The 26504-nt window shown below is 38.6% G+C and carries 22 protein-coding genes; 6 read left to right on the forward strand and 16 right to left on the reverse strand.

Annotated features, from left to right (window positions below; all coding sequences use genetic code 11):
- Positions 1–84: 84 nt before the first annotated feature.
- From nadA to ACORJQ_RS09085, 3 genes are all read right to left on the reverse strand, one after another.
- Positions 85–1173, reverse strand: a complete 1089-nt coding sequence (nadA, locus tag ACORJQ_RS09075; protein WP_321323855.1) for a quinolinate synthase NadA — start codon at positions 1171–1173, stop codon at positions 85–87.
- A 47-nt stretch (positions 1174–1220) separates the two neighbouring features.
- Positions 1221–3002 carry an aspartate--tRNA ligase gene (aspS, locus tag ACORJQ_RS09080; RefSeq protein ID WP_321323857.1) on the reverse strand — a complete coding sequence of 594 codons (1782 nt, stop codon included), beginning with the start codon at positions 3000–3002 and terminating at the stop codon, positions 1221–1223.
- 186 nt (positions 3003–3188) lie between these two features.
- A complete protein-coding gene (locus tag ACORJQ_RS09085) occupies positions 3189–3881 on the reverse strand; it encodes a DUF502 domain-containing protein (protein WP_321323859.1) in 693 nt (230 codons plus the stop codon).
- Between the two features lie 293 nt (positions 3882–4174).
- Between ACORJQ_RS09085 and ACORJQ_RS09090 the strand changes: the two genes are divergently transcribed.
- Positions 4175–4960 (forward strand): prepilin peptidase, encoded by a 786-nt coding sequence (locus ACORJQ_RS09090; RefSeq protein ID WP_321323861.1) that lies wholly within the window; start codon positions 4175–4177, stop codon positions 4958–4960.
- A gap of 159 nt (positions 4961–5119) precedes the next feature.
- Here ACORJQ_RS09090 and ACORJQ_RS09095 read toward each other — a convergent pair whose 3' ends face one another.
- On the reverse strand, positions 5120–5410 hold the full coding sequence (locus ACORJQ_RS09095; protein WP_321323863.1) for a DUF3579 domain-containing protein: 291 nt from the start codon (positions 5408–5410) through the stop codon (positions 5120–5122).
- A 318-nt stretch (positions 5411–5728) separates the two neighbouring features.
- On the opposite strand from ACORJQ_RS09095, the gene ACORJQ_RS09100 reads away from it, so the two are divergent.
- The gene (locus tag ACORJQ_RS09100) at positions 5729–6799 is read left to right on the forward strand and encodes a 3-deoxy-7-phosphoheptulonate synthase (protein WP_321323864.1); all 1071 of its coding nucleotides are present in this window, start codon (positions 5729–5731) and stop codon (positions 6797–6799) included.
- Positions 6800–6892: 93 nt separating this feature from the next.
- On the opposite strand, the gene thiL is transcribed toward ACORJQ_RS09100, so the two are convergent.
- From thiL to glyA, 8 genes are all read right to left on the reverse strand, one after another.
- Positions 6893–7933 (reverse strand): thiamine-phosphate kinase, encoded by a 1041-nt coding sequence (gene thiL / locus ACORJQ_RS09105; protein WP_321323866.1) that lies wholly within the window; start codon positions 7931–7933, stop codon positions 6893–6895.
- Positions 7934–8037: 104 nt separating this feature from the next.
- Positions 8038–8517 (reverse strand): transcription antitermination factor NusB, encoded by a 480-nt coding sequence (gene nusB, locus ACORJQ_RS09110; protein ID WP_321323868.1) that lies wholly within the window; start codon positions 8515–8517, stop codon positions 8038–8040.
- Positions 8517–8978 (reverse strand): 6,7-dimethyl-8-ribityllumazine synthase, encoded by a 462-nt coding sequence (gene ribE, locus ACORJQ_RS09115; protein WP_321323870.1) that lies wholly within the window; start codon positions 8976–8978, stop codon positions 8517–8519. Before ribE ends, nusB begins: the two co-directional genes overlap by 1 nt.
- A 104-nt stretch (positions 8979–9082) precedes the next feature.
- Positions 9083–10198, reverse strand: a complete 1116-nt coding sequence (gene ribBA / locus ACORJQ_RS09120) for a bifunctional 3,4-dihydroxy-2-butanone-4-phosphate synthase/GTP cyclohydrolase II (protein ID WP_321323871.1) — start codon at positions 10196–10198, stop codon at positions 9083–9085.
- Between the two features lie 2 nt (positions 10199–10200).
- Positions 10201–10851 (reverse strand): riboflavin synthase, encoded by a 651-nt coding sequence (locus ACORJQ_RS09125; RefSeq protein ID WP_321323873.1) that lies wholly within the window; start codon positions 10849–10851, stop codon positions 10201–10203.
- A gap of 3 nt (positions 10852–10854) precedes the next feature.
- Positions 10855–12009, reverse strand: a complete 1155-nt coding sequence (gene ribD, locus ACORJQ_RS09130; protein WP_321323876.1) for a bifunctional diaminohydroxyphosphoribosylaminopyrimidine deaminase/5-amino-6-(5-phosphoribosylamino)uracil reductase RibD — start codon at positions 12007–12009, stop codon at positions 10855–10857.
- A gap of 43 nt (positions 12010–12052) precedes the next feature.
- Positions 12053–12517 (reverse strand): transcriptional regulator NrdR, encoded by a 465-nt coding sequence (gene nrdR, locus ACORJQ_RS09135; RefSeq protein ID WP_321323878.1) that lies wholly within the window; start codon positions 12515–12517, stop codon positions 12053–12055.
- 201 nt (positions 12518–12718) lie between these two features.
- The gene (gene glyA / locus ACORJQ_RS09140; protein WP_321323880.1) at positions 12719–13990 is read right to left on the reverse strand and encodes a serine hydroxymethyltransferase; all 1272 of its coding nucleotides are present in this window, start codon (positions 13988–13990) and stop codon (positions 12719–12721) included.
- A gap of 239 nt (positions 13991–14229) precedes the next feature.
- On the opposite strand from glyA, the gene ettA reads away from it, so the two are divergent.
- From ettA to ACORJQ_RS09160, 4 genes are all read left to right on the forward strand, one after another.
- Positions 14230–15900 carry an energy-dependent translational throttle protein EttA gene (ettA, locus tag ACORJQ_RS09145; protein ID WP_321323882.1) on the forward strand — a complete coding sequence of 557 codons (1671 nt, stop codon included), beginning with the start codon at positions 14230–14232 and terminating at the stop codon, positions 15898–15900.
- A gap of 12 nt (positions 15901–15912) precedes the next feature.
- Complete coding sequence (locus ACORJQ_RS09150) at positions 15913–16824, forward strand: GGDEF domain-containing protein (protein WP_321323884.1); 912 nt, start codon at positions 15913–15915, stop codon at positions 16822–16824.
- Positions 16825–16908: 84 nt separating this feature from the next.
- Complete coding sequence (locus ACORJQ_RS09155) at positions 16909–17400, forward strand: DsrE family protein (RefSeq protein WP_321323886.1); 492 nt, start codon at positions 16909–16911, stop codon at positions 17398–17400.
- Between the two features lie 171 nt (positions 17401–17571).
- On the forward strand, positions 17572–18045 hold the full coding sequence (locus ACORJQ_RS09160) for a hypothetical protein (protein WP_321323887.1): 474 nt from the start codon (positions 17572–17574) through the stop codon (positions 18043–18045).
- Between the two features lie 324 nt (positions 18046–18369).
- Here ACORJQ_RS09160 and ACORJQ_RS09165 read toward each other — a convergent pair whose 3' ends face one another.
- From ACORJQ_RS09165 to dapA, 4 genes are all read right to left on the reverse strand, one after another.
- A complete protein-coding gene (locus ACORJQ_RS09165; protein ID WP_321323889.1) occupies positions 18370–20283 on the reverse strand; it encodes a 5'-nucleotidase C-terminal domain-containing protein in 1914 nt (637 codons plus the stop codon).
- Positions 20284–20478: 195 nt separating this feature from the next.
- A complete protein-coding gene (gene purL, locus ACORJQ_RS09170; protein ID WP_321323891.1) occupies positions 20479–24348 on the reverse strand; it encodes a phosphoribosylformylglycinamidine synthase in 3870 nt (1289 codons plus the stop codon).
- A gap of 61 nt (positions 24349–24409) precedes the next feature.
- The gene (bamC, locus tag ACORJQ_RS09175; protein WP_321323893.1) at positions 24410–25531 is read right to left on the reverse strand and encodes an NlpB/DapX family lipoprotein; all 1122 of its coding nucleotides are present in this window, start codon (positions 25529–25531) and stop codon (positions 24410–24412) included.
- A 37-nt stretch (positions 25532–25568) separates the two neighbouring features.
- Positions 25569–26450 carry a 4-hydroxy-tetrahydrodipicolinate synthase gene (dapA, locus tag ACORJQ_RS09180; protein ID WP_321323894.1) on the reverse strand — a complete coding sequence of 294 codons (882 nt, stop codon included), beginning with the start codon at positions 26448–26450 and terminating at the stop codon, positions 25569–25571.
- Positions 26451–26504 lie beyond the last annotated feature (54 nt).

Here is a 26504-nt window from a genome sequence, read left to right on the forward strand (position 1 = left end):
TTTAAAAATGGCTTACATAAACAGCGAACATAAAACCAATTACATAAAAAAGCGGGCTTAAACACCCGCTCTAAAATATTGCTTTTAGTTTGCTGATTTTACCAGGCCTGCCTGTCTTGAGAAATCTAGCATTCTTTGTAATGAAATCAAGGCTTTTTGACGAACTTCTTCATCCACCAATACTTCACCAGTATGATTTTTTAAACAGTCACGCAAATTTTGCAAACCGTTCATCGCCATCCAAGGACAATGTGCACAGCTATTACAAGAGTCTTTTTTACTGCCTGTAGGTGCAATATAGAGCTTTTTATTGGGAGCTAATTGCTGCATCTTATAAAAGATACCGTAATCAGTCGCCACAATAAATTCATCATCTGGAAGATCAACCACCGCATTTAATAATACTTTGGTTGAACCAACAATGTCAGCCAAATTGACTACCTCAGAAGGAGATTCTGGATGCACTAAAACTTTGGCTTTTGGGTGTTGTTGTTTTAGGCTTTCTAGCTCAAAGGTTTTGAACTCGTCGTGCACAATACAATGCCCCTGCCAACGAATCATCTCAACACCGGTTTGCTGTTCAATCCAGTTTCCAAGATGACGATCTGGAGCCCAAATAATTTTTTTACCTTGCTCTTTTAGATGTGTCACGATTTGTAACGCATTACCTGAGGTAACAACCCAATCTGCGATCGCTTTGACCTCAGCACTAGTATTGGCATACACCACAACGGTGTAATCCGGATGTTGTGCACAAAACTCGGCAAATTCATCCGCTGGACAACCTACATCTAAAGAACAAGTGGCTTCTAAGTCTGGCATCAAGACGGTTTTTTCTGGGCTTAACATTTTAGCCGTTTCACCCATAAAACGCACACCACAAACCACCAGCATATCGGCATCAGACTGAGCACCAAAGTTAGCCATCTCTAAAGAATCGGCAACGGTACCGCCCGTTTCTTCTGCTAAAGCTTGTAGCTCATCATCGACATAATAATGGGCGACCAACTGAGCATTATTAGCTTTTAATAACTGCTTAATTTCAGTCTTTAATGCTTCTTTATCTGCATTATTCAGCCAAGGTTGAGTCGGAGCAGATGATGCCAATTGTTGAATACGCGATTCTAACTGAACCGGTACATCCGTTGACTTAGTCGATATCACTTGTGACATACAATCTACTCTCTCATTCCCTAGGATTACTTTGCTTTGTTACTTTTTTACGCTTCGCCACGCATTGGTTTTCTAAATCTAAGTGCTAAATCTTCAAGTTGAGCATTATCTACCAGGCCTGGTGCTTCTGTTAATAGACACGCTGCTGATTGAGTTTTAGGGAAAGCAATAACATCACGAATGGAATCGATATCACCTAAAATCATAACCAAACGGTCTAAACCAAATGCCATACCAGCGTGTGGAGGACAACCATATTTAAGTGCTGTTAATAAGAAGCCAAACTTATCTTGAGCTTCTTCATCAGAAATACCTAATAATTTAAGCACCGCTGCTTGCATGTTAGTGTCATGAATACGCACAGAACCACCACCCACTTCTAGGCCGTTAATGACTAAATCATACGCTTTAGACAACATTTGCTCAGGAGCATGATGGTTTAAGATTTCTTCTGTGGTTGCTTTTGGCTGAGTGAACGGATGGTGAATGGCCGTCATACGAGCATTTTCTTCATCCTCTTCAAACATTGGGAAATCCACAATCCATACAGGCTTGAACTGACCGTTTAGCATATTTAAATCTTCACCGATCTTGACACGCAACGCACCTAAAGCATCGTTTACAATTTTGGCTTTATCTGCACCAAAGAATACGATATCGCCATCTTGAGCACCAACACGTTCCATAATCTCCATAACTTGATCAGGGAAGAATTTAACGATTGGTGATTGCAGACCATCAATACCCGCAGATAAATCATTTACTTTGATGTACGCTAAACCTTTAGCACCGTAGATGCTTACAAACTTAGTGTAAGCATCGATATCTTTACGGCTCATTGCACCCGCACCAGGAACTTTAAGTGCAACAACACGTCCTTTGGGATCTTTAGCAGGACCTGCAAATACTTTGAACTCGATATCTTGCAATAGATCAGCGACATCAACCAACTGCATATCAATACGCAAATCAGGGCGGTCAATACCGTACTTCTCAATCGCTTCCGCATAAGTCATACGTGGAAAGTCATAACCAAAGTCGTGACCAATTGCTTCTTTAAAGATGGTCTTAGTTAAACCTTCCATTACATCCATGACCGCATCTTCTTCCATAAAAGAAGTCTCAATATCTAACTGAGTAAATTCAGGCTGACGGTCAGCACGTAAATCTTCATCACGGAAACAACGGGTAATTTGATAATAACGGTCAAAACCAGACATCATCAGTAACTGCTTAAACAGCTGTGGTGACTGAGGAAGAGCAAAAAACTTATTCTGATGAGTACGACTTGGCACTAGATAATCACGTGCACCTTCTGGTGTTGATTTAGTCAGAATCGGCGTTTCAATATCCATGAAATTATTATCATCAAGATAACGACGCATTGAACGAGTCACTTTATAACGCAACATCATGGTTTGCTGCATTTCTTCACGACGTAAATCAATATATCGATATTTTAAACGTGTCTCTTCACCAACATTTTTGTCGTCCAACTGAAATGGAATTGGCTCAGCCATACTCAACACATTCAGTTCTGTTGCAACAATCTCAATTTTACCCGTTGTCATATTTGGGTTAATTGTACCTTCTGTTCTGCCGATAACCTGACCTGTAATTTGCAATACACACTCTGAACGTAAACGTTCAGCCTTGGCAAAAATATCTGCTGTATCTGGGTTTACAACCACTTGCACCAAACCTTCACGGTCACGTAAATCGATAAAGATAACCCCACCGTGGTCACGGCGTCGATGAACCCAACCTGCAACGGTTACGGTTTGGTCAATAAATGTTTCTGTAACTTGCCCACAATACTGCGTACGCATACTCTTTAATACCTTTAATAAATTAACAGCTTAATTTAAACAACTAAGCCGTAGTTATTGCTTTGGTTGCTAAATGCACAACCTCTAAAATAAATTTGTTTTGTTAATCTTTTGTTCTATTAACGTTAGAGCTTATTAAAAAGCTCTAAAAACCACCTTGGTTCGCCAGAAGTACAAAGCTACTGACTATTTCTCACTAATGGGTGGTGTAACCTTTTCAATCCCTTGAGTTCCTTGAAGACTATCAGGCCCTTCTACTTTAGTGTTTTTATTTTTTTTCATACCTGGTACAACCACACCACCTGAAATCACCATTTTTAAAGCATCATCAACAGTCATTTCTAACTCTACAATTTCATGACGATTCGCCATAATAAAAAAGCCAGAGGTTGGATTTGGTGTGGTTGGCACAAATAGATTAACCACATCATTCATTCTGGTCTTTTTCTGAGCTTCTGCTTGATGTGTACTCGTTTGAAAAGCAAGTGTCCACAACCCTTTTCTTGGATATTCAATGAGATAAGCTTTTTCAAAAGTTTGATCGCCAGAACCAAAAACCGCCTCTGCAATTTGCTTTACTGCATTATAGATTGAACGCACCAACGGAATTCTTGATAAAAAGGCTTCCCACAACTTTACAATTTTACTACCTAGTAAATTGGCAACAAAAATCCCCGTTATCAAAATAAGCAAAAAGGATAAAACAACACCCAGGCCTGGAATATTAAACCCCAATAAGGTTTCTGGCCTGTAATCATGAGGTATTAGCAACAATGTTTGGTCAAACAAATCAACTAAAAACTTAATGACTGCAATAGTCACACCCAATGGCAACCAAACTAACAACCCTGCAATCAAATAACGCTTAAAAAAAGACACTTAACACGACCTGGTTAATTAACAATAAGAGAACAAAGTATTATAAAGGAATTCATAACACTTTTAACAACAGATTTACACCTTAAGGCAGCTTTTAAGAATTATTTTTTAATCCCAAAAGAATAGCCACGCTTAGCTCAACACAATCAACGAAAATATAGAAACAACATAGGCATTATTTACAATCTTTGATAAAGTGACTGCCAGATAAAATCAAAACCACTGAGCAACTTAAACAACCAAACGCAAATTTGCTTAGATTGTCTAAAACCTAATTTTCAAGAGTTAATAACATGACAGAACTTTCCACTCCCCAACTTCTTATTTTCAGCGGCATAATTGGATTAGTAATTGGTAGTTTTTTATCCATGCTCACTTGGCGATTACCCCGAGTCATGATGTTAGAAGAGGAGTTACAGTTTAAAGAAATTAGCTTGGGCGGCTCAAAATGTCCCCAATGTGATGCCAATCTGCCATGGTATAGACTTATTCCACTCTTTAGCTGGCTGTATACAAAAGGTAAATGCCATAACTGCAAAAGCAAAATATCGCCTCGCTACCCAATTATTGAAGCAAGCACCGCTATCTTTACCATTATTTGTATGTGGCAATTTGGCTTAACTACCGAAGGTATTGCCGCTACACTTTTTAGTTGGATATTAATCGCTATTTTTGTAGTTGATTATGAACATCAACTGATTTTGGATAACTTAAGCCTGCCTTTACTCTGGCTAGGTTTACTATTTAATTCTCAAACCCTGTTTGCCACTCCGATTGATGCCATTTGGGGTGCTGCCATTGGCTACCTACTTCTCTGGATCGTCTTTCATGCTTTTAAACTATTAACTGGAAAAGAAGGCATGGGGTATGGCGACTTTAAACTATTAGCTGCTTTAGGAGCTTGGTTTGGCTTTATTGCTTTACCACAAATCATATTAATTGCCGCTTTAACCAGTATTTTAGTCAGCTTAGTTGGCATAATTTTAAAAACCAGAAGTAAAGATACGCCACTGGCATTTGGACCATTTTTAGCAATGGGCGGTTGGGCAACCTTATTTTTAGGGGCAAATATTTTTTAAAATAAAAATAAGTTTTAATTAAAGACTAAAACTTCACATACAAAAAAGCCCCTATAAACAGTTGTTTATAGGGGCTTTTTTGTAGTTAAACTTCATCACTTGAAGCTTAAATAGCCATAGCCATTTAATTACAGCTATCTCTTTTTATAAAAGAGAGTCTTATGCACCTAACTTAGATTCATCAAGATCACACACCTGTGTCATCTTTAGGCCATTACTTTTTACAAAATTCATTACGTACCGAAACATACCTGGGTTTTCTTGCTCAAGCGCCATATCAATCATCAAGCATTTTTGACCTTCATACAATTCTGGATGCAGCATGTCTGAATAGACCAATCTTTGCATATCGTAAGATGCACCCATTGATGAGATGCGATCAATCCAATCACTCGGTCTAAATTTGCGTCCGTCTTCAGTAACGCCTTCAATAATATATTTACAATGCACTTCTCTAGTCCATACTTCAGAATTTTAAAACGCCACAATTTTAGCATAGTTATCCTTTGAGTTTTTGGCATCTAAAAGGATTTTTTCAAGTTTTTTGTAATAAAAAATCTTATATAAAAAATTTACCAGGCCTGGTAAATTCAAAACGCAAATCAAAAAACATAAGAAATCACTGTTATTTAATTGAATTGATAAAGCAAATACCATTATAAAATGGCATAATATCGCGACAAATCCTAGGGTACTTTATAAAGAGTGCTCTTTATGTATTTATAATAGAAATACATTTGAAAATAAATTGATGATTAAGGTTTCAATATGACGCAGTATCAAACAGATGATTTACGCATCAAAAACATTACTGAAGTACGTTCTCCTCGTGACTTACATGAGCAATTTCCTATTACGGAAGCGGCCGCACAAACTGTTTATGATACACGTCAGCAAGTTCACAATATCCTTGCAGGTAGAGATGACCGCCTATTAGTGATTATCGGCCCATGTTCAATTCATGACACTGGTGCAGCTCGTGAATACGCTAAAAAATTAAAAGAACAAATTGAAAAATACAAAGACACCCTACTGATTGTTATGCGTGTGTATTTTGAAAAACCTAGAACCACGGTAGGCTGGAAAGGCTTAATCAATGATCCAAACCTTAACGAATCCTTTGAAATCAACAAAGGTTTAGGTTTAGCCCGTGAACTATTGCGCGACGTTAACGACATGGGGGTTCCTGCTGCCACTGAATTTTTAGACTTAATCTCACCTCAATACGTTGCTGATTTAATCTCTTGGGGAGCGATCGGTGCTCGCACGACCGAAAGCCAAGGTCACCGTGAGCTTGCTTCTGGCCTGTCTTGCCCTGTCGGTTTTAAAAACGGTACAGACGGCGGATTTAAAATTGCCGTTGATGCTATCCGTGCAGCTAACAATCCTCACATTTTTATGTCTTTAACAAAAGACGGTCATTCAGCTATTTTTGAAACTAACGGAAATGAAGATTGTCACGTTATTTTACGAGGTGGTAACGATGGACCAAATTACGAACCTGAATACGTTGCCGACGCAGTAAAACAACTGCAAGACGCAAAAGTTGAAGACAAGTTAATGATTGACTGTAGTCATGCTAACAGCAGTAAACAACATCAAAGACAAATTGTGGTAGCCGAATCTATTGCAGAGCAACTAGCTGCTGGCTCACCTTATATCATGGGTGCAATGGTAGAAAGCCACCTGGTAGGTGGACGCCAAGACGTAGAGCCAGGCCAGCCATTAAACTATGGCCAAAGCATTACAGATGCTTGCATTGATTGGGATGACAGTCAAAAAGTACTTGAAAGCCTTTCTAAAGGTGTTGAAGCAAGAAGAGCCTTTAATAACAAATAAACATAATAAATAGACTTAAACACAAGTTTTAACAATGTTAAAAATTAAAAAATAAAAAGCCTGGTGATATTTTTATCACCAGGCTTTTTTATTTTAAAAATGGAGATAACCTTTTGATTCACCCAAATTAAATAACTTATCATTAAGTGTTAATTTTATATTTGCCACATCTTTATCCGCATCAGATTTCATGATTTCAGATTCCACCATTTGACCAATCTTTGAAATAGAGATTCCAACCTCCTCAGCCAGTTTGCTAGCATAAACAAACTGTTCAGATGAAAGCGTGAAACAAAGTTGATAATCATCACCGCCAGTTAAAATCGTTTTCCAATCATCTGTTTTTTCAATATACAAACGGGCAGATTCTGATAAAGGTAAATTGTCCAGATCCACTCTAGCAGCAAGTAATGGCTCACCAGTTTTAATAAGTTTATTAGACTCCTCCAAAATATGCCCTAAGTCTGCAAATAATCCATCAGAAATATCGATAGCACTGTTAGAAAACCCTAACATTTTTTCACCAAACTCCAATTGTGGTTTGGGACGATTTAATGCATTTAATAGATAGTGTTGCTGCTCTAATTTCATATCATGTTTTACCAGGCCTGGTAACTTATCTAATGCCACTAACAACCCCAAAGCACCATCACCAATGGTATTAGTAACACAAATAACATCACCCGCTTTAGCACCTGACCTTTTTACAGCTTTACCATGTTCAACAAAACCTTGGGCTGTGACTGTAATCGTCAAAGGTCCTTTAGTGGTATCTCCACCAATTAACGGTATTTTATATAAAGTAGAAATATCAGCTAAACCTCTAGCAAAATCAGTTAACCAGGCCTGGTCATTGCTAGGAGTGGTTAATGCTAAAGAGTAAAATCCCGGCTTAGCCCCCATAGCGGCTAAATCACTTAAATTGACCGCCACGGCTTTCCAGGCAATATCATAAGCAGTGGTATCTTCAGGAAAGTGAACACCACAAACCAAGGTATCGGTAACCACAACCAACTGTTGGTTCTCTGGAACACTCAATACAGCTCCGTCATCACCAATACCTATTTCATCCTCTGAAAGTCCTTTTGATAAAGGTTGAAACAACGTTTTGATTAATTCAAATTCGCTCGCCATAACTCTACTTTTAATTTTTTTATGATATAAAAAAGCCTCGGATTAACGAGGCTCATTAAATAGATATTTGATGTAAATCGCGTGTGTAAACAACGCGATGTAATTTACGCCATTTCAGCCGAGCGTAATTGCTTAGCCACATTATCTAAAATACCATTTACGTATTTATGACTTTCTTCAGCCCCAAAACGTTTAGCTAATTCAACACTTTCGTTAATAATAACTTTGTATGGAATCTCAATTTTAGATTGCAGTTCATAAACACCCATTCGCATAATGGCTCGCTCAACAGGATCGATTCGAGCAACAGAACGATCTAAATAGTCAGCATAAAGTGCATCTAAACTTTCAGTCGATTTTGATACTTCAGTTAAAAGCTCTTTGAAGAAATCAAATTCTAAGTCTTCAAGCAGACCATCTTCATTAAACTGTTTAATAATTTCTGGAACTTCTTCATTGGTCATTTGCCATTGATAAAGTGCCTGCATAGCGACACGACGTGATTGCGTACGTGGCGTAATTTGGCCTTCTTTTTCAATAACTTCTTCACCCTGACCTGGTTGGATATCTTTAATTGTTTTCATTAAAGCTGCTTCAACACGTTAACCATTTCAATTGCAGAAACGGTTGCTTCTTCACCTTTGTTACCCATTTTAGTACCAGAACGTTCAATCGCCTGCTCAATAGAGTTAACCGTTAAGATACCAAATGCAACAGGTACACCATACTTGAGCATAACACTACTAATTCCTTTAGTCGCTTCACCGGCAACATAATCAAAATGCGGTGTACCACCCTGAATCACTGCACCCAGTGCAACAATTGCATCATACTTACCAGAAGCAGCCATTTTTTCAACAGCCAGAGGGACTTCAAACGCACCAGGAACCAACACTTGTGTGATGTTATCTGCAGAACCACCATGTCTTTCTACCACTTCAATAGAGCCTTTTACAAGGTGATCAACCACAAAGCTATTCCATCTCGTTACCACAAAACCAAGCTTCATTCCTTCAGCATTTAAATTGCCTTGAATCATTTCCATAATTTACTTCTCTTACATTCTTTTTATTTGTATTAGCGAGTTATTTTGCCATAAATCGTCTAGTTTAAAAACTAATTCTAGTCGCAAAAGCCACCATTTATAAATTAGTCCTTTTTAGCAATCACCTCAGTGATTTCTAAACCAAAACCACCCAAAGCTTTCATGCCCCATGCCGAACCAATTATTTTAAGTTTTTTAATGCCTAAATCAGCAATAATCTGTGCACCAAGACCGTAAGTTTTAGTGTCATCATCAGAGATTCGATCTGGCGAATTAACACCTAAGTCTTTCATTTGATATTGTTGGATCTTATCAAGTAACTCCGTAGCATCTTCGTGTTTGCGTAACACTACTATCGCACCAGCACCCTCTTCAGCTACCTGCTTCATCGCTTTATCTAGAGACCAACCACACTCTTTACGTTGCGAGCCAAATACATCACATAATGTATCAAGCATATGAACACGAACTGGAGTTGGTTTGTCACTTTCAATTTTTCCATAAACTAGAGCAAAGTGGGCTTTTTGTTCAAGAATATCTTGATAACCAATCAATTTAAAATCACCAAATCGTGTTGGCAATTTACATTCAGAAACGCGTTCAATGGTTTTCTCATTCTGCAAACGGTATTCAATTAAATCTGCAATAGTACCAATTTTTATATCGTGCTCTTTTGCATAACCTTCTAAGTCTTCCCGACGAGCCATTGAACCATCTTCATTCATAATTTCAACAATGACTGATGCTGGTTCCATTCCTGCCAAGCGAGCCAAATCGCACCCTGCCTCTGTGTGACCAGCACGAGTTAATACACCACCTGGTTGTGCCATTAACGGAAATATATGCCCAGGGGTAACAATATCAGCTGGCCCGGCATCTCTTGCAACCGCAGTTTGCACGGTAACGGCTCTGTCTGCTGCAGAAATCCCCGTTGTCACGCCTTCAGCGGCTTCAATAGATACAGTAAAGTTTGTACCGTTTTGATCTGTATTATTGGTTACCATTAACGGTAAATGCAGTTGATTACAACGCTCTTTAGTTAGGGTTAAGCAGATTAAACCACGCCCATACTTAGCCATGAAGTTGATATCTTCTGCACTACAAGTGCTTGCAGGAACTAACAAATCACCTTCATTTTCGCGGTCTTCATCATCCATAAGGATGACCATTTTGCCTTCTCTGTAATCTGCAATCAGTTCTTCTATTGTGTTTAATAGCATTTTTAATTAAATCCGTTTTCAGCTAAAAATTCTGGGGTTATTTTACTTTCTTGTGGTGCTTGTGGTGCCGTCATCATTCTTTCAAGATAACGAGCAAGTAAATCGACTTCCAAATTGACTGTTGAGCCAACTTCTAAATGTTTAATGGTTGTTTCTTGACGTGTATGAGGCACAATATTTACACCAAATACACAATCATTTACTTGGTTAACAGTGAGACTAATGCCATTAATGCAAATTGAGCCTTTAGCGGCGATATATTTACAAATATCAATAGGTGCCTCTATCTCATAACGCCATGAACGGGCATCTTGAGAAATTGAGACAACTTGACCTACGCCATCAACATGCCCACTAACAAGGTGTCCGCCTAAACGGTCTTGCAAGGTCAATGCTTTTTCTAGGTTCACTGGGGTACCTGTTGACCAGTCACCCGCATTTGTTACCTTGAGTGTTTCTCCAGAAACATCTGCAACATATTGATGGTCATTGAACTCTATCGCAGTTAAGCAGATGCCATTAGCAGCAATACTGTCTCCAACTTGAACATCACTCATATCCAATTTGCCAATATTTATCGTTACTTTCCAGTCGCCATCTTTAGGCTCAATGTTAGCAATAGTACCTTCTGCTTGAATAATTCCAGTAAACATAATTTAAATCGCTTCCTTTGGCACCAAAATTAATCGAATATCTTCGCCAAAACGATCCATCGATTGAATTTTGAAGTTCATTTTTTGATCCATTGATTCAATACCTGGCAAAACAAACATTGGTTTAGCGGTATTCCCCATTAAAGACGGAGCAATGAAACTATGCAATTCATTTACCAGGCCAGATTGCATAAATGCACCTGCAACAATCGCTCCTGATTCAACCATGACATCATTAACATCTTCTACTTCAGCTAGATAACGCAAAATAGACTCTATATCTAAGCGATCATCTTGAGCTGACACAGCAACAAGCTCCACACCATGATTGTAAAACATTTCAACCAGCTCTGGGCTTCGGTCTGTAGTTTCTTTGGAAGTCATTAAAATAGTACGACCAGGCAAAGAGAGCATTTTAGCATCTGTTGGCATACTTAAATTTGGATCAAGCACGATTCTAATTGGATGACAATTATCTTGTGATAAATTTAACTCCGTTAACTCTTGATCGGTTAGCCGAACCGTTAAACTTGGATTATCAGCTAACACAGTACCAATACCAGTAATTAAAGCCCCGCTTTGTGCACGCATTTTATGAACTTCTTTACGCGACTCCTCGCCAGTAATCCAGTGGCTCTCACCATTATTCATTGCTGTGCGTCCATCTAAACTACTAGCCATTTTTAACCTAACAAACGGTAACTGTTTTTCCATTTTTCTAATAAATCCTAAATTAATCGCTTTGGCTTCTTCTTCTAAAACACCGACCAAAACATCAATACCAGCATCTTCAATTCTTTTAATCCCCTGACCAGATACTAGAGGATTTGGGTCTCTCATTGCTACAACGACTCTAGCAACTTTGGCTTCTATTAGGCCATCTGCACAAGGAGGCGTTCTACCAAAGTGCGAACAAGGTTCTAAGGTTACGTACGCAGTTGCACCTTGTGCTTTATTACCCGCACTAGCTAAAGCCACTCGCTCAGCATGAGGTTGCCCAGCTTTCTGATGCCACCCCTCACCTACAATTATGCCATCTTTAACTAATACACAACCAACCGCAGGATTAGGTTTTGTTGAATACAACCCTTTTTTAGCTAGCTCAAGGGCTTTTTGCATGTAAAAAATATCAGATTCAAGCAGTTTAGAGTGAGACAAAACAACTTCCTATTTAAGCTATAAGCTAATTATTACAATCAGATTATTTAGCAGTAGTAACTTTAACAAGACGTTCAATCTCTTCTCTAAAAGCATTTACATCTTGAAATGAACGATATACAGAAGCAAAGCGTACATAAGCAACTTGATCTAAATCACGCAAGGCATCCATAACCCATTCACCCAATTGTGAAGATGGAATCTCACGTACACCTTCTGACATTAAACGTTTTGTCATTTGGCTAGCAACTTGATCTATAGCATCACTAGATACTGGTCGTTTTTCTAAGGCTTTAATTAAGCCTCTTCTGATTTTAGATTCATCAAATTTTTCACGATTACCATCACTCTTAACCACTCGTGGTAAAGAAAGTTCAGCAGACTCATAAGTTGTAAAACGTTCAGAACACTGTATACATTCTCTGCGACGACGCACTTGTACACCTTCTGTTGCTAAACGTGAGTCAATCACTTTGGTGTCTGACGCATTACAGAATGGACAATGCATAGCAAGCTCCTTTGCTTATTTTTTTAAAAAAATAAAAACGAATTTAACTAAATATAAAAGGTTGAATAAAGAAAAAAATTAATTTGAATTTGTAAATTTTAAATACCAAAAAACCACCAGGCCTGGTGGTTTTTTAGATACTGCTATATTAAAAACAGTTTCAAAGTGGTTTTATTCAATTGAATAAGAACCTTTTTTGGATTACTTGTAAACTGGCTTAGCAGCACATAAAGCAGAAACTTTGTTACGAACATCAGCAATAACTGATTCATCCCAAGTTTCATTTTCTTGATCACAAGCATCGATTACATCACACATCCAAGTCGCTAAGTTTGTGCAATCTTCTTCATTAAAATCGCGTGATGTAGCAGCCGCTGTACCAACGCGAATACCACTCGTTACAAACGGAGACATTGGATCATTTGGCACTGAGTTCTTGTTAACAGTGATATGAGCTTCATCTAGCGCCTTATCAACCAACTTACCTGTTAAACCTTTTTCAATTAAGCTTACTAAGAACAAGTGATTCTCTGTACCGCCTGAAACTACATCACAACCGCGAGACATAAATACTTTAGCCATTGCCTGTGCATTTTTAACTACGTTTTCACAGTATGTTTTCCAAGTTGGCTCTAAACATTCTTTAAAAGCTACCGCTTTTGCTGCCATAACGTGAACCAAAGGTCCACCTTGACCACCAGGGAAAATTGCAGAATTTAATTTTTTCTCTAAATCTGGATTAGATTTACAAATAATTAAACCACCACGCGGTCCGCGTAATGTTTTATGAGTAGTAGTTGTTACCACATCTGCAAAAGGAACTGGGTTAGGATAAATACCACCAGCAACTAGACCAGCGACGTGAGCCATATCAACAAACAAGTACGCACCAACAGAATCTGCAATTTCGCGGAATTTTGCCCAATCAACCACCTGAGAATATGCAGAAAAACCTGCAATAATCATTTTAGGCTTATGCTCAGAAGCTAATGCCTGAACTTCATCGTAATCAATCTGTCCTGAAACAGGGTCAATACCATATTGAACGGCATTATAAAGCTTACCAGAGAAGCTAACATGAGAACCGTGAGTTAAGTGACCACCATGAGCTAAGCTCATACCAAGAACCGTATCACCAGCTTCTAACAACGCTAGATATACTGCTGCGTTTGCTTGAGAACCTGAATGTGGCTGTACGTTTGCATAGTCAGCACCAAACAATTCTTTGGCACGGTCAATAGCTGCTTGCTCAACAACATCTGCAAACTCACAACCGCCGTAGTAACGCTTGCCAGGATAACCTTCAGCGTATTTGTTTGTGAAATATGAGCCTTGAGCTTCCATAACACGTGGGCTGGTATAGTTTTCAGATGCGATTAACTCAATGTGAGATTCTTGACGATTTTCTTCGTTTTTTATCGCGTCAGCGATTAAATCATCGTAACCTGCGATAGTCATTGATTTTGTGAACATGTTTACGGCTCTCCGTTTCAAAAAATTGCTGTATTTTCAAAGATGACGATTTTACCTGTTTTACGGCAAATAACCAAATCAATTATTTAGTCAACCACAACATATAGTGTTTTAATGGAAACGTCTTTGATTTAAAGCTTTATATCATGTCGGTTTTTAGGTAAAGTTTGTTAAATTAAATTTATAGCTACTATTAACAAAGATTAATTAACAAAACACATACAAAGTTAGGAAGATACATGGCTCAGTTTGTTTATACCATGAACCGCGTGGGCAAGGTTGTCCCGCCAAATCGTCATATTTTAAAAGACATCTCATTATCGTTTTTCCCAGGAGCCAAAATTGGCGTTTTAGGTTTGAATGGTTCAGGTAAATCTACCCTTCTAAAAATCATGGCTGGTCTCGATACTGACATCGTCGGTGAAGCAAGGCCACAACCGGGTATTAAAATTGGCTACTTAGCCCAAGAACCTCAGCTTGATGAAACTAAAACTGTTCGTGGCAATATTGAAGAGGCCGTTTCAGAAGTTAAAGATGCTCTAGCGGAACTAGATGCGGTTTATGCTGCTTACGCAGAACCTGATGCAGACTTTGATGCCCTAGCAAAAAAACAAGCCGAAATTGAAGACATTATTCAGGCTAAAGATGGTCACAATATTGAACGAACCCTTGAAATTGCTGCTGATGCCCTTCGTCTTCCTGATTGGGATGCTGACGTTTCTCATCTATCTGGTGGTGAAAAACGCCGTGTGGCTCTATGCAAACTTTTACTAGAAAAGCCAGACATGCTACTTTTAGATGAGCCTACTAACCATCTAGATGCCGAATCGATTGCATGGTTAGAACGTTTTTTACTTGATTTCCCTGGAACGGTTGTCGCAATCACTCACGATAGATATTTCTTAGATAACGCCGCTCAATGGATTTTAGAACTTGACCGTGGTGAAGGAATTCCTTATGAAGGCAACTACTCTTCTTGGTTAGAACAGAAAGAAAAACGTCTTGAACAAGAATCTAAATCTGAAGCGGCTCGCATGAAAACAATTAAAAGTGAGCTGGAATGGGTTCGTTCTAATGCAAAAGGACGCCATGCCAAATCTAAGGCACGTTTAGCACGCTTTGAAGAGCTTAGCTCACAAGAAAGTCAAAAACGTAATGAAACCAGTGAAATCTTTATACCTGTTGCTGAACGTTTAGGTGAAAAAGTAATTGAAGTAAACCATATCTCAAAAGGGTTTGGTGACCGCTTGTTAATTGATGATTTAAACTTCCGCCTACCTCAAGGGGGAATCGTAGGTATTATTGGTGCTAACGGTGCTGGTAAGTCAACATTATTTAAAATGCTAACTGGCCAAGAACAACCAGATTCAGGAACCATTGAATTTGGTGAAACCGTGCAACTTTCTTATGTTGACCAAAGTCGAGATGCTCTCAATGATAATAAAACCGTTTGGGAAGAGATTTCTGAAGGAGATGAAATCTTCATGGTGGGTAATACAGAAGTCAATTCTCGTGCCTATTGCAGTCGCTTCAATTTTAGAGGTGGTGACCAACAAAAGAAAATTGGTCAGCTTTCCGGTGGTGAACGTAACCGTGTGCATTTAGCCAAAACACTTCGCAGTGGCGGAAACTTGCTATTATTAGATGAACCAACTAACGATTTAGATGTTGAAACTTTACGTGCTTTAGAAGAAGCATTATTAGAGTTTGCAGGTTGTGCAGTGGTTATCTCCCACGACCGTTGGTTCTTAGACCGAATTGCAACACATATGCTCGCCTTTGAAGGTGAATCACACGTTGAGTGGTTTGAAGGAAACTTCTCAGACTACGAAGAAGATCTAAAACGCCGTAAAGGTGCAGATGCCGCTCAGCCACACCGCATTAAATACAAGCCAATTACAAAGAATTAAAAGGATTAAGTTATGACGGAAATTCTTACTACTGCATCACATTTAGAGGCCATTGCAAATGCCATGCCTGATCCGATTTTTGTAATGGGGCAAGATGGAACTTACTTAGACATCGTTGGCGGGCAAGCTCGTAACTTGTATGCAGATGGTTCTAGCTTAATTGGCAAAAAATACCATGATGTTTTACCGGAACAGATGGCTAATCGCTTTTTAAAAGTGGTTCAGCGTGCTATCGCTTCGGGCCAACTTCAAGAAATTGAATACCAACTGGCTAACAATGAAGTAGAAGGTGTTCAAGAAGGACCTTCAGGTGGTCAATGGTATGAAGCTCGTGTTTATCCTGTGACTGAAGGCACCTATGATCAACCTGCCGTTATCTGGCTAGCAATCAACATCACTAGCCGTAAACATATGGAAGAACAAATTGAACACCTATCTTCAACTGATCCTTTAACAGGTTTGTTTAATCGAGACTTCTTTTTAGGTTTAGTTGATGAAGAACTAAATAAAGCACGCTTAAATAACCAAGCACTTTCATTAGCTAAAATCAATCTTGATTGTTTTAAGCGTATTACCGATGGCTATGGTCATGAGATGGGCGACAAAGCAATTTTAACAGCAGCACACGCTATTCAAAACATTGTTAAAGACCTTGGTTACGTAGGACGCTTAAGTTGTGATCAGTTTATGATTGTCTTACCAGAAGTTAAAGCCGTTGATGCTTTCCGCATTGCTAAACTGGCACAAGAAACGATTCAAACACAAACCATTAAATTAGATGATGGCCAAACCACTTGTTTAACTAGCCATGCAGGGGTAACAGAATTGCGAGGGAAAGAAGAAGATAGTCAGGTATTATTCAAACGAGTTAATGATGCAATTCAAGCTGCAGAAGGTACCCGTGATATTACACGAATTATGTAGCGGTATAATAAAGAATCAAGCATTACAGTAATTTAAACATTACAGTTTATTAAACCAATTAATCCCCCAAAAGGAATCTTAAAAATGAAACAGATTATTAGAAATGTGTTTAGTACACTACTGGTAGTGTCATTTGCTTTAGCCTCTTTTTCCACTCAAGCTGCTGATGATGGGGCTAAGGTGGTTTACCATGTCGATTTTAAAGACCCTACTCGCTACTCAGCCACCCTTACCTCTATTAACAACATCATGAACTATTATCAATCTGAATTAATGGAAGCTGATGTGCATTTGGTGTTTGTAGGCTATGGTTTACGCTTTACAACCGATGATGATTTAAAAGGCACGCCTTATGAAGCCGATAAAGCACTTTTAGATAGACGAGCTGAACTTAAAGGACGTTTAGATGCTCTCATTAACGTTCGTGGCGTTAAAGTAGAGTTATGTGACAAAACTCGTGACGAAGTAGGCTTACCACAAAGCAAAGTGTACAAGGGTATTAAATTTGTCCCTTCTGGTGTCGCTGAAATTGCAATATTACAAAGTGAAGGTTATTCATACTTAAAAATTCAGTAATAAACAAAACTAAATATGAATGAATAAATAAAAAGCCCTGCTAAGAACCTCTTACAGGGCTTTTTTGTTGATAGTGAACAAAGCATTAAACATTCAATATTAAGCTACAACTTCATTAATTAGCTATTTATAATGTGTGAAAGATAAATACAACCAATTGACCAACTCTCTATGATTAAATCAAAACTCACTATTATTTGGATAAGCACTTTGCTTCTCTTGCCTGCGACCTCTGTAGCCAATGATAATGATGAGATCGAGAAACCAAAAATGATTGGTGATTATGATTTGATTAACAATCTTAACAATACCTTAAAATCCAAACTTAATCTTAAAAACAACCCTGGTATCAATCATATCTCTACCTTTCAGAAAAATAATCAAATCATTATTCAAGTGACCCATAACCCACAAATTTGTTACCAAAATTTAGTAAACAAAATTGCAGAAACTGCAAGCCGAGTAAACGGAGTTAACTTTCAAAAGAGCTTTACCTTAGATATTATTGATAGCTACTGTAAAACTGATTTGTTTTATACCATTCAGAGCGAAGGTTTAGATAACGAAGTCATTGTTCAATATGAAGATTTAAAGGGCAATAACGTGGCCTTGCATAGAATTAATAAACAACTCTGTCACCTTTAATACAATTTACCAGGCCTGGTAAATTATTTTTGAAACCACTAAATTATTAAAGCTCACTCCTAGGCTCTTTAAATATAATCTGGATATCTGTTCCATGATTTGGCTTTAAACCACACGCATTGGCATCTATTAAAAGCCCTGAGCCATCTTTTTACATCGACTCAACCCACTTCTTAAGAATTTATTTAATTAAATTGCTTTCATTAAGTTTTAAAACGGTTTATCAAATTTAAGAATATGTTTTTTTAGTTAAAATTCAAGGTATAAAAAAACCGGCATAAAGCCGGCTTTTTATTGAGTGTTAAAAGTTTAAATCTAAATGAATTAAACCATTTCACCTTCGTATGCTTCGATACCAGGGTTGTTTTTAACACCTTTAAGCTTAGGATGGTTAACTTTCTTAAGCTTAGTTGAACCTTTGTTGTTACGTAGGTAGTCAGCTGCAACATCCCACATAAGACGTCCTTGACCAACTGCTTCAACCTGTGCCCAACCAGCAACAGTATATGTTTTGTTCGCTTCTAAAGGCGTACCATCATCTAGACGCATTTCAGAAATACGGCTACCAAACTTACCATTTGGTTCACAAGCGTAGTCCATACCACCAAGACGAACCATATCACCACCAGACTGTAGGTATGGGTCTTTTTGGAATAGGTTCTCACAGATACCTTCTAGGATATCTTTCATTTGAGCACCAGTTACTTCTGACTTGTAAGTTTCACCGTAAGTCATAGATGTTTCATCCATAACACGTTCCATAGTGATCATTTCACCAGCTAATACTGAAGTACCCCAACGAACACCTGCAGACATTGCGATTTGAGTATCGTGCTCTTCACGTAGTGAGTTTACGATAATCTGATCCCAAGTACCCATGAAGTTACCACGACGGTATAGAGTATCTTCTGCAACAGCTAGTTCTTCACCAAGAATTTCGCCATACGTTTTACCTAGACGATCTTTATTTACAGCACGATCTGGGTTACGTGATTCAATAACATTCTCATCGTATTTCTTAGTGTATAGGTGATCAAGGAAAGTTGTAACTTCAGGATCAGCTGCAAGAACATTAGAGAATACAGGTAGTAACTTATAGTCAACACCACGTAATTTACCGTTCTGGATATCTAAATCCATACAACCAACAAACTTACCGTTAGAACCAGCGTTAGTTACGTGACAAACACCACCTTCAGGAGTTTTAACTGGAGTTGTTTTTGGAATACCATCATGCGTGTGACCACCAAAGATAGCATCAAGACCACTTACACGTGAAGCCATCTTAATATCAACATCCATACCATTGTGAGAAATCATAACAATAGCTGCTACTTTTTCTTTTTCACGAATCTTATCAATCGTATCTTGTAAAGCATCTTCACGAAGACCGAAAGACCAATCTGGGAAGTTAGACTGTGGGTTTGCGTTAGCAGTACGTGGGAAAGCTTGACCTACAACAGCGATACGCTCACCATTGATGATTTTTACAGTATAAGGTTTAAATGCACGAGCTTCATCTTCATCATAAAGACCAACGCCATTGTGAGCGTCTACCATATCTCTGTAATCATCACCGAATAAAGAATCTTCTTTAATACGAATATTTTGTGCTAAAAACTCACCTTTAAAGGCATTCAGGTTTTTAAGAACTTCATCTTCTTTATAAGTGAATTCCCAGTGACCAGTCATAACGTCAACACCTAAGATGTTAGATGCTTCAACCATATCCATACCACGTGTAAATAACGCAGTACCTGAACCGTGCCATAAATCACCACCGTCCATAGTTAATGTATTGTCTTTACCACCCGCTTGTTCACGTAGTTTATCTAAAAGTGTTTTAACGTGTGCAAAACCACCAACTTTACCGTATTGCTCAGAAGCATCTTGGAAATTTAGGTAGGTAAACGCATTAGCCAAAGGAGTATTTTCTTTATAACCCAATTCTTTTAATAAATGGTGACCTACAACGTGCGGAAGTTTACCAAAAGCAGGACCTGTACCTAAGTTTACGTTAGGTTCACGGAAATAAATTGGCTTTAACTGTGCATGAGTATCTGTGATGTGTAATAGACGAACTTTACCTTTCATAGGCTGGTTATACATTTCATCAGAAGCTTTAGCGATAGCTGCTTTATCAGCTCCACCAGACATTGCACTTGCGGTACCAGGCAACATTCCAGCGGCAGCAGCCATAGACATTACGTGAAGAAATTCGCGACGATTTAAAGACATAGGTCTCTCCGTTTTAATGAAAATAACGCCCTTGTATTACTTAGTAAAACAAGGGCTTTTAAATTTAGTCAGAACAATTTAAGGGTTCGTCCACCTAAAGTCAAATAAATGAAAGTTATCAATTAGCAGAAAAAACTTATTAGAAGTTGCTAATAAACTATTTTTTACTCATTTTTTTCATTTAATGAATCTAAATTAACCAACCCATTTACGAGCGTTTCTAAATAAACGCATCCATGGTGCATCATCTTGCCAATCATCTGGATGCCATGAATTCTGAACTGTTCTAAAAACACGTTCTGGATGAGGCATCATAATAGTAACTCGTCCATCAGGTGTAGTTAGTCCAGTCATTCCTGCCTCTGAACCATTTGGATTAAATGGGTAAGCTTCTGTCGGAGCTCCAGTTGCATCAACATAACGTAAACCTACCAGGCCTGTAACATCTGCAGAAGAACCTGCTCCAAAATCCATACGCCCTTCACCATGAGCAACAGCCACTGGAATGCGTGTTCCTTCCATACCTTTTAATAAAATAGAAGGCGATTCTTGAATTTGAACCTGAGAAAAACGTGCCTCAAACTGTTCAGATTCATTACGTACAAATGCAGGCCAGCCCTCAGCACCAGGAATAATTTCTTTTAAGTTGGATAACATTTGACAACCGTTACAAACACCTAAAGTAAAGGTATCTTGGCGTTTAAAGAATCCTTCAAATTCGCTACGCGCGGTCTCATTAAACAGGATTGAGTTAGCCCAACCTCGTCCAGCTCCAAGAACATCACCGTATGAGAAACCACCGCAAGCTACCAGGCCTTTAAAATCTGCAAATTTTACAGAGCCAGATAACACATCAGTCATATGTACATCAATGGCATCAAAACCAGCTTTATCAAAAGCCGCAGCCATCTCTTGCTGACCATTTACACCTTGTTCACGTAAGATAGCTACTTTAGGACGTGGTTTGCCGTTAAATTCTGCAGTAATATCATCATTTGCATCAAATGTCACCACTGGTGAAATTTGGGTATTAGCATCGTTTTCAATCGCATCAAATTCTTGCTGTGCACAGTTTTCGTTATCACGAAGCGATTGCATACGATAAGATGTCTCAGACCACCAGGCCTGTAATTTTTTTCGTGGCATATCAAGCATAGTTTTACTGTGTGCATTAATAACAATTTGATCATTATCCGCAGTACTACCAATCCAATGTGACATTGAAGCTAAGTTGTATTTATTAAGAATTGAAGTAACCGCCTCTTTATTTGAGGTAGTAACTTGAATCACTACACCAACTTCTTCTGCACACAGTGCCGCTATCGCTTCTGAACCTAATTCAGAGACATCGATATTTAAACCACAATGCCCAGCAAAAGCCATCTCTAATAAGGTTACTAATAGACCGCCATCAGCACGGTCATGATAAGCAATCATCAAATCATCAGCTAGCATTTCCTGAGTAGCATTAAACAGATTTAATAAGTCAGCAGAATCATCCAAATCAGCAGAAACATCCCCTACTTGGTTGTACACCTGAGCTAAACAGCTTGCTCCAACACGGTTTTGCCCCTTACCCAAGTCAATTGCTAATAATTCAGTTTTACCTAAATCGGTTCTAAGCTGTGGAGTTACAGTTTTACGAACATCTTGCACAGGTGCAAATGTTGTAATATTGAGTGATACTGGTGAAATGACAGCCTTAGACTCATCACCATCTTGCCAAACAGTCTTCATAGACATTGAATCTTTACCAACTGGTACAGCAATGCCAAGCTCAGGACAAAGTTCTAAACCTACCGCTTCAACTGCATCATACAATGCAGAATCTTCACCAGGGTGGCCAGCAGCAGCCATCCAGTTAGCTGAAATTTTAATATCACTCATTTTTTCAATTTTGGCACAAGCGATATTGGTAATCGCTTCGGCAATTGAAAGACGTGCCGAGGCTTTAGGGTTAATCAATGCAACAGGAGGACGCTCACCTGAAGCCATTGCTTCACCTGTATAACCATTATAATCAGCACAAGTTACCGCCGCATTAGCAACAGGAACCTGCCAAGGACCAACCATTTGGTCACGCGTAACCATACCAGTAATACTTCTATCACCAATCGTGATTAAAAAATTCTTGCTAGCAATGGTAGGTAGCTTCAATAGACGTTCAGTAACATCATTAAAATCTAAAACAGCTGTTTCAAATCCCGCTTGTGGAATATTGCGCGTTTCAGCGGTTCTGTGCATTTTAGGTGGTTTACCTAAAAGCACATTTAAAGGCATGTCCACAGGGTTATTATCAAACACCGTATCGTTAACAATTAATTCCTGCTCTTTAGTGGCTTCACCCACAATCGCATATAAGCAACGCTCACGCTTACAAATCGCTTCAAACTGCTCAATTTTGTCTGCATGAACCGCTATAACATAACGTTCTTGAGACTCATTACTCCAAATCTCCATTGGAGACATTCCAGGTTCGTCATTAGGTACAGAACGTAAATCGATATGCCCGCCTTTACCTGCATCATTAACAAGCTCAGGGAAAGCATTAGAAATACCACCCGCGCCTACATCATGAATGGATGCGATTGGAGTGTCTTCACCTAAATAAGTACAACGGTCAATCACTTCTTGGGCACGACGTTCCATCTCTGGGTTTTCGCGCTGAACTGAAGCAAAATCAAGAGCTTCTGAGCCTGCACCAGTATCTACTGATGAAGCTGCCCCACCACCAAGACCAATCAACATTGCAGGCCCACCAAGAATAACTAACTTTGAACCAACTGGGATATCACCTTTTTGTACATGTTCTTCACGAATACTTCCAAGACCACCTGCAAGCATAATTGGCTTATGGTAACCACGAACCTCTTCGCCATCATGGGTTGTAAAGGTATTTTCATAGGTACGGAAATACCCATTTATTGCCGGACGACCAAATTCATTGTTAAAACCTGCAGCACCTAAAGGACCTTCCATCATAATTTCAAAAGGAGTGACGATGCGACCAGGTTTCCCATAATCCCTTTCCCAAGGCTGTTTAAAACCTGGAATGTTTAAGTTAGAAACTGTAAAACCAGTTAAACCTACTTTAGGTTTAGAGCCTTTTCCGGTTGCTCCTTCATCACGAATTTCACCACCAGAACCGGTAGCTGCACCAGGCCATGGAGAAATTGCAGTTGGATGGTTATGAGTTTCTACTTTAATTTGAAAATGCACATTTTCTTTATGCGTTTCATATTGATGAGTTTCTGGATTTGGAAAAAATCTGGATGCAGCATAACCTTCTACAACTGCGGCATTATCACTGTACGCAGACAATACGCCTTCTGGATTTTTTTGGAAAGTATTTCGGATCATGCCAAACAATGAGTTTGGTTTATCTTGACCATCTATTGTCCAGTCCGCATTAAAAATTTTGTGACGACAATGTTCTGAGTTTGCTTGAGCAAACATCATTAATTCCGCATCAACAGGGTTACGATTTAACCCCTTAAATGCATCAACTAAATAGTCAATTTCATCAGAACTTAAAGCAAGCCCCATTTCAACGTTGGCTTTTGCTAAAGCTTCACGTCCGCCACCAATAATATCAACCGTAGAATAAGGTTTTGGTGACTGATGAGAAAATAATCCTTCTAATGATTCAAAATCATAAGAAACTTGCTCCATCATTCGATCATGAATAGCGGCTTCCATTGCTGTTTTATCAGCTTCTGAAATACCTGTAAGAGTGTAAACAATACCACGCTCAATTCTATGAACATGGCTAATTCCACAAGTATGCGTAATATCTGTTGCTTTAGATGACCAAGGCGATATAGTCCCTAATCTTGGCGTAACAATACAACTATCAGAAGATAATTTAGCAGTTACATCAGCCTCTGAATTATTTAACAACACCTTAAGATGCGCTAATTCGGTGGAAGATAATTCACCTTCTAAATCTACAAAATATATAAATTGAGATTGCACACTGGCAATACTTCCAATTTTCTGTAATTTAGAAAGAAGTTGATTTAAACGATAAGCTGAATGAGCTGGATTTCCCCAGATAACTTGCATACTTTTTGACCCTTATACAAAAACAAAACCCTCAAAAATTGAGGGCTAAAGTAACGTCTGATTATTTAGCTAACAAACCAAGACTTTCAAAGACATAACGTCTTTGCTTAGCATTTAATGGTGTTGCATTTTCAGGTGCTCTAGCGGTCAAAATAACCTTATCAGCATCTGTTTCAGATTGCGTTAATTTTAACTTAATAAATTCTGGTAGATTTTTCTTGCCCGAATCTCGCCAAAATGCAAGACTTGATAAGAACGAATCATCTTTTTTGACTGAATCTGGCACCTTAACCCAAAGCTCATTTGTAGAAGCTTTAACGTTATCGATTGACCATCCTGAACGATAAATCATCGCTTGTAAATAACTCCAGCTACTTTCCATATCACTACGGAAAGCTAACCCATCCAATTCTTCACCGTCAATAACTTCAATCATTTGTTCGGTTACTTTCAATTGTGCTAAAGCTTTTTCACTGGTTGAACCAAAGAACACCATCGCTTCATATAAAGCTTGAGCTTCTAATGCAGGGTTATAAGGTTTAATTCTCCACTGCTGGTCAATATCACGAGCTTCATTCGCATCAGGCGAAAATAGTTCACTGTTATTAATATAAACTCTAACCACACCGTCTTTTGGATCGGTTTCTACACGAGCAGTGTATTTTTCATATACACCATCAGCTAACTCTGGACGCCAGCTATTAAGCATTCTAGTAATAGGCCCAACATCATCAAGAGGAACTAACTCCTTACGAGCAAGATAATCTGTTTTCATTACGCCAATATCTTTTCTCTCTTCCTTTATAGAGAACCCTTTAGAGGTAAAGAAACGTTTTAAGCTAGACCAAACTTGTTCACTATTGGTTGACTCAAGCTCCAACCATCGTTCAGAAAGATTACTCTTAATTGCTACGCCTTTAGCTTTAAAGTTAGGGATATAATCGTAAGTATCTTTTTCAGCTAAAGCATCTTGCTCAGCTTTCTTTAGAGCTAAATCCATTTCTGTTTTAGGCTTGGCGGGGTTAAATAAATTAGGTGGCATTTCAAGTGATTTAACTAATTTTGCCTCGTTGTCTCTGTAGCTACCATCGGTACCAAACATATTGGAAATTGTAGAACAACCAGTCAAACTCAACGTCGCTATTGATGTTGATAATACAAATGTTTTTGCATAAAGACGCATAAAACTTTTTACCTTTTTATTAGTAAATAAAACACACTTATTTAAGTGCCACACCAGCCTCTTCAAGTGCTTTACGCACAACAGGTTGGTAAGATTCAGATAATGGGGTTAGTGGCAAACGTATTGCAGGCCCTATGAGCCCCATTTTGTACACGGCCCATTTAACGGGAATTGGGTTAGACTCAACAAATAAGTCACGATGCAACGCCCGTAAAGAAACATCTAAATCGCGAGCCATCACCTCATCCCCAGCTAAGGCTGCAGCATAAACATCGTGTAATTGTTTTGGAACGACGTTAGCTGTAACAGAAATACCTCCATGACCTCCTGCCAGAATAAAATCAACAGCAGAAGCATCATCCCCAGTATAAAGATCAAAATCAGGTGTAACTCCAGCAAGGATTTCAGCTACACGACTAATATCACCCGTTGCTTCTTTTACACCAATAATATTTTTTATTTTGGAAAGTCTGATTATTGTCTCTGGTAATAAGTCACACGCAGTTCGACCAGGCACATTATAAAGAATTTGAGGAATATCAACAGTTTCTGCAATTTTCTTATAGTGCTGATAAAGCCCTTCTTGAGTAGGCTTATTGTAGTATGGTGTCACTAATAGACAGGCATCTGCACCATCATCTTTAGCACTTTGTGTCAGCGTTATCGCTTCACTGGTTGAGTTTGCACCAGTACCAGCAATAACTGGAATTCGACCGTTGACTTTTTCAACAACAAAACGAACAACTTCACAGTGCTCATCCATGTCTAATGTTGCGGATTCGCCAGTAGTGCCCATTGCAACAATGGCATCCGTCTCAGAAGCTATATGGAATTCCACCAATTTTTCTAGGGCGTCAAAATCGACTGATTCATCTTCTAACATCGGTGTGACCAACGCCACCATACTGCCTCTAAACACGGTGAATTTCTCCATTCATTTTACAGTAATATAAAAAGTGTAATATTACCCTTT

The sequence above is a fragment of the Thiomicrorhabdus sp. genome, from assembly GCF_963662555.1.
Classification (GTDB): domain Bacteria; phylum Pseudomonadota; class Gammaproteobacteria; order Thiomicrospirales; family Thiomicrospiraceae; genus Thiomicrorhabdus.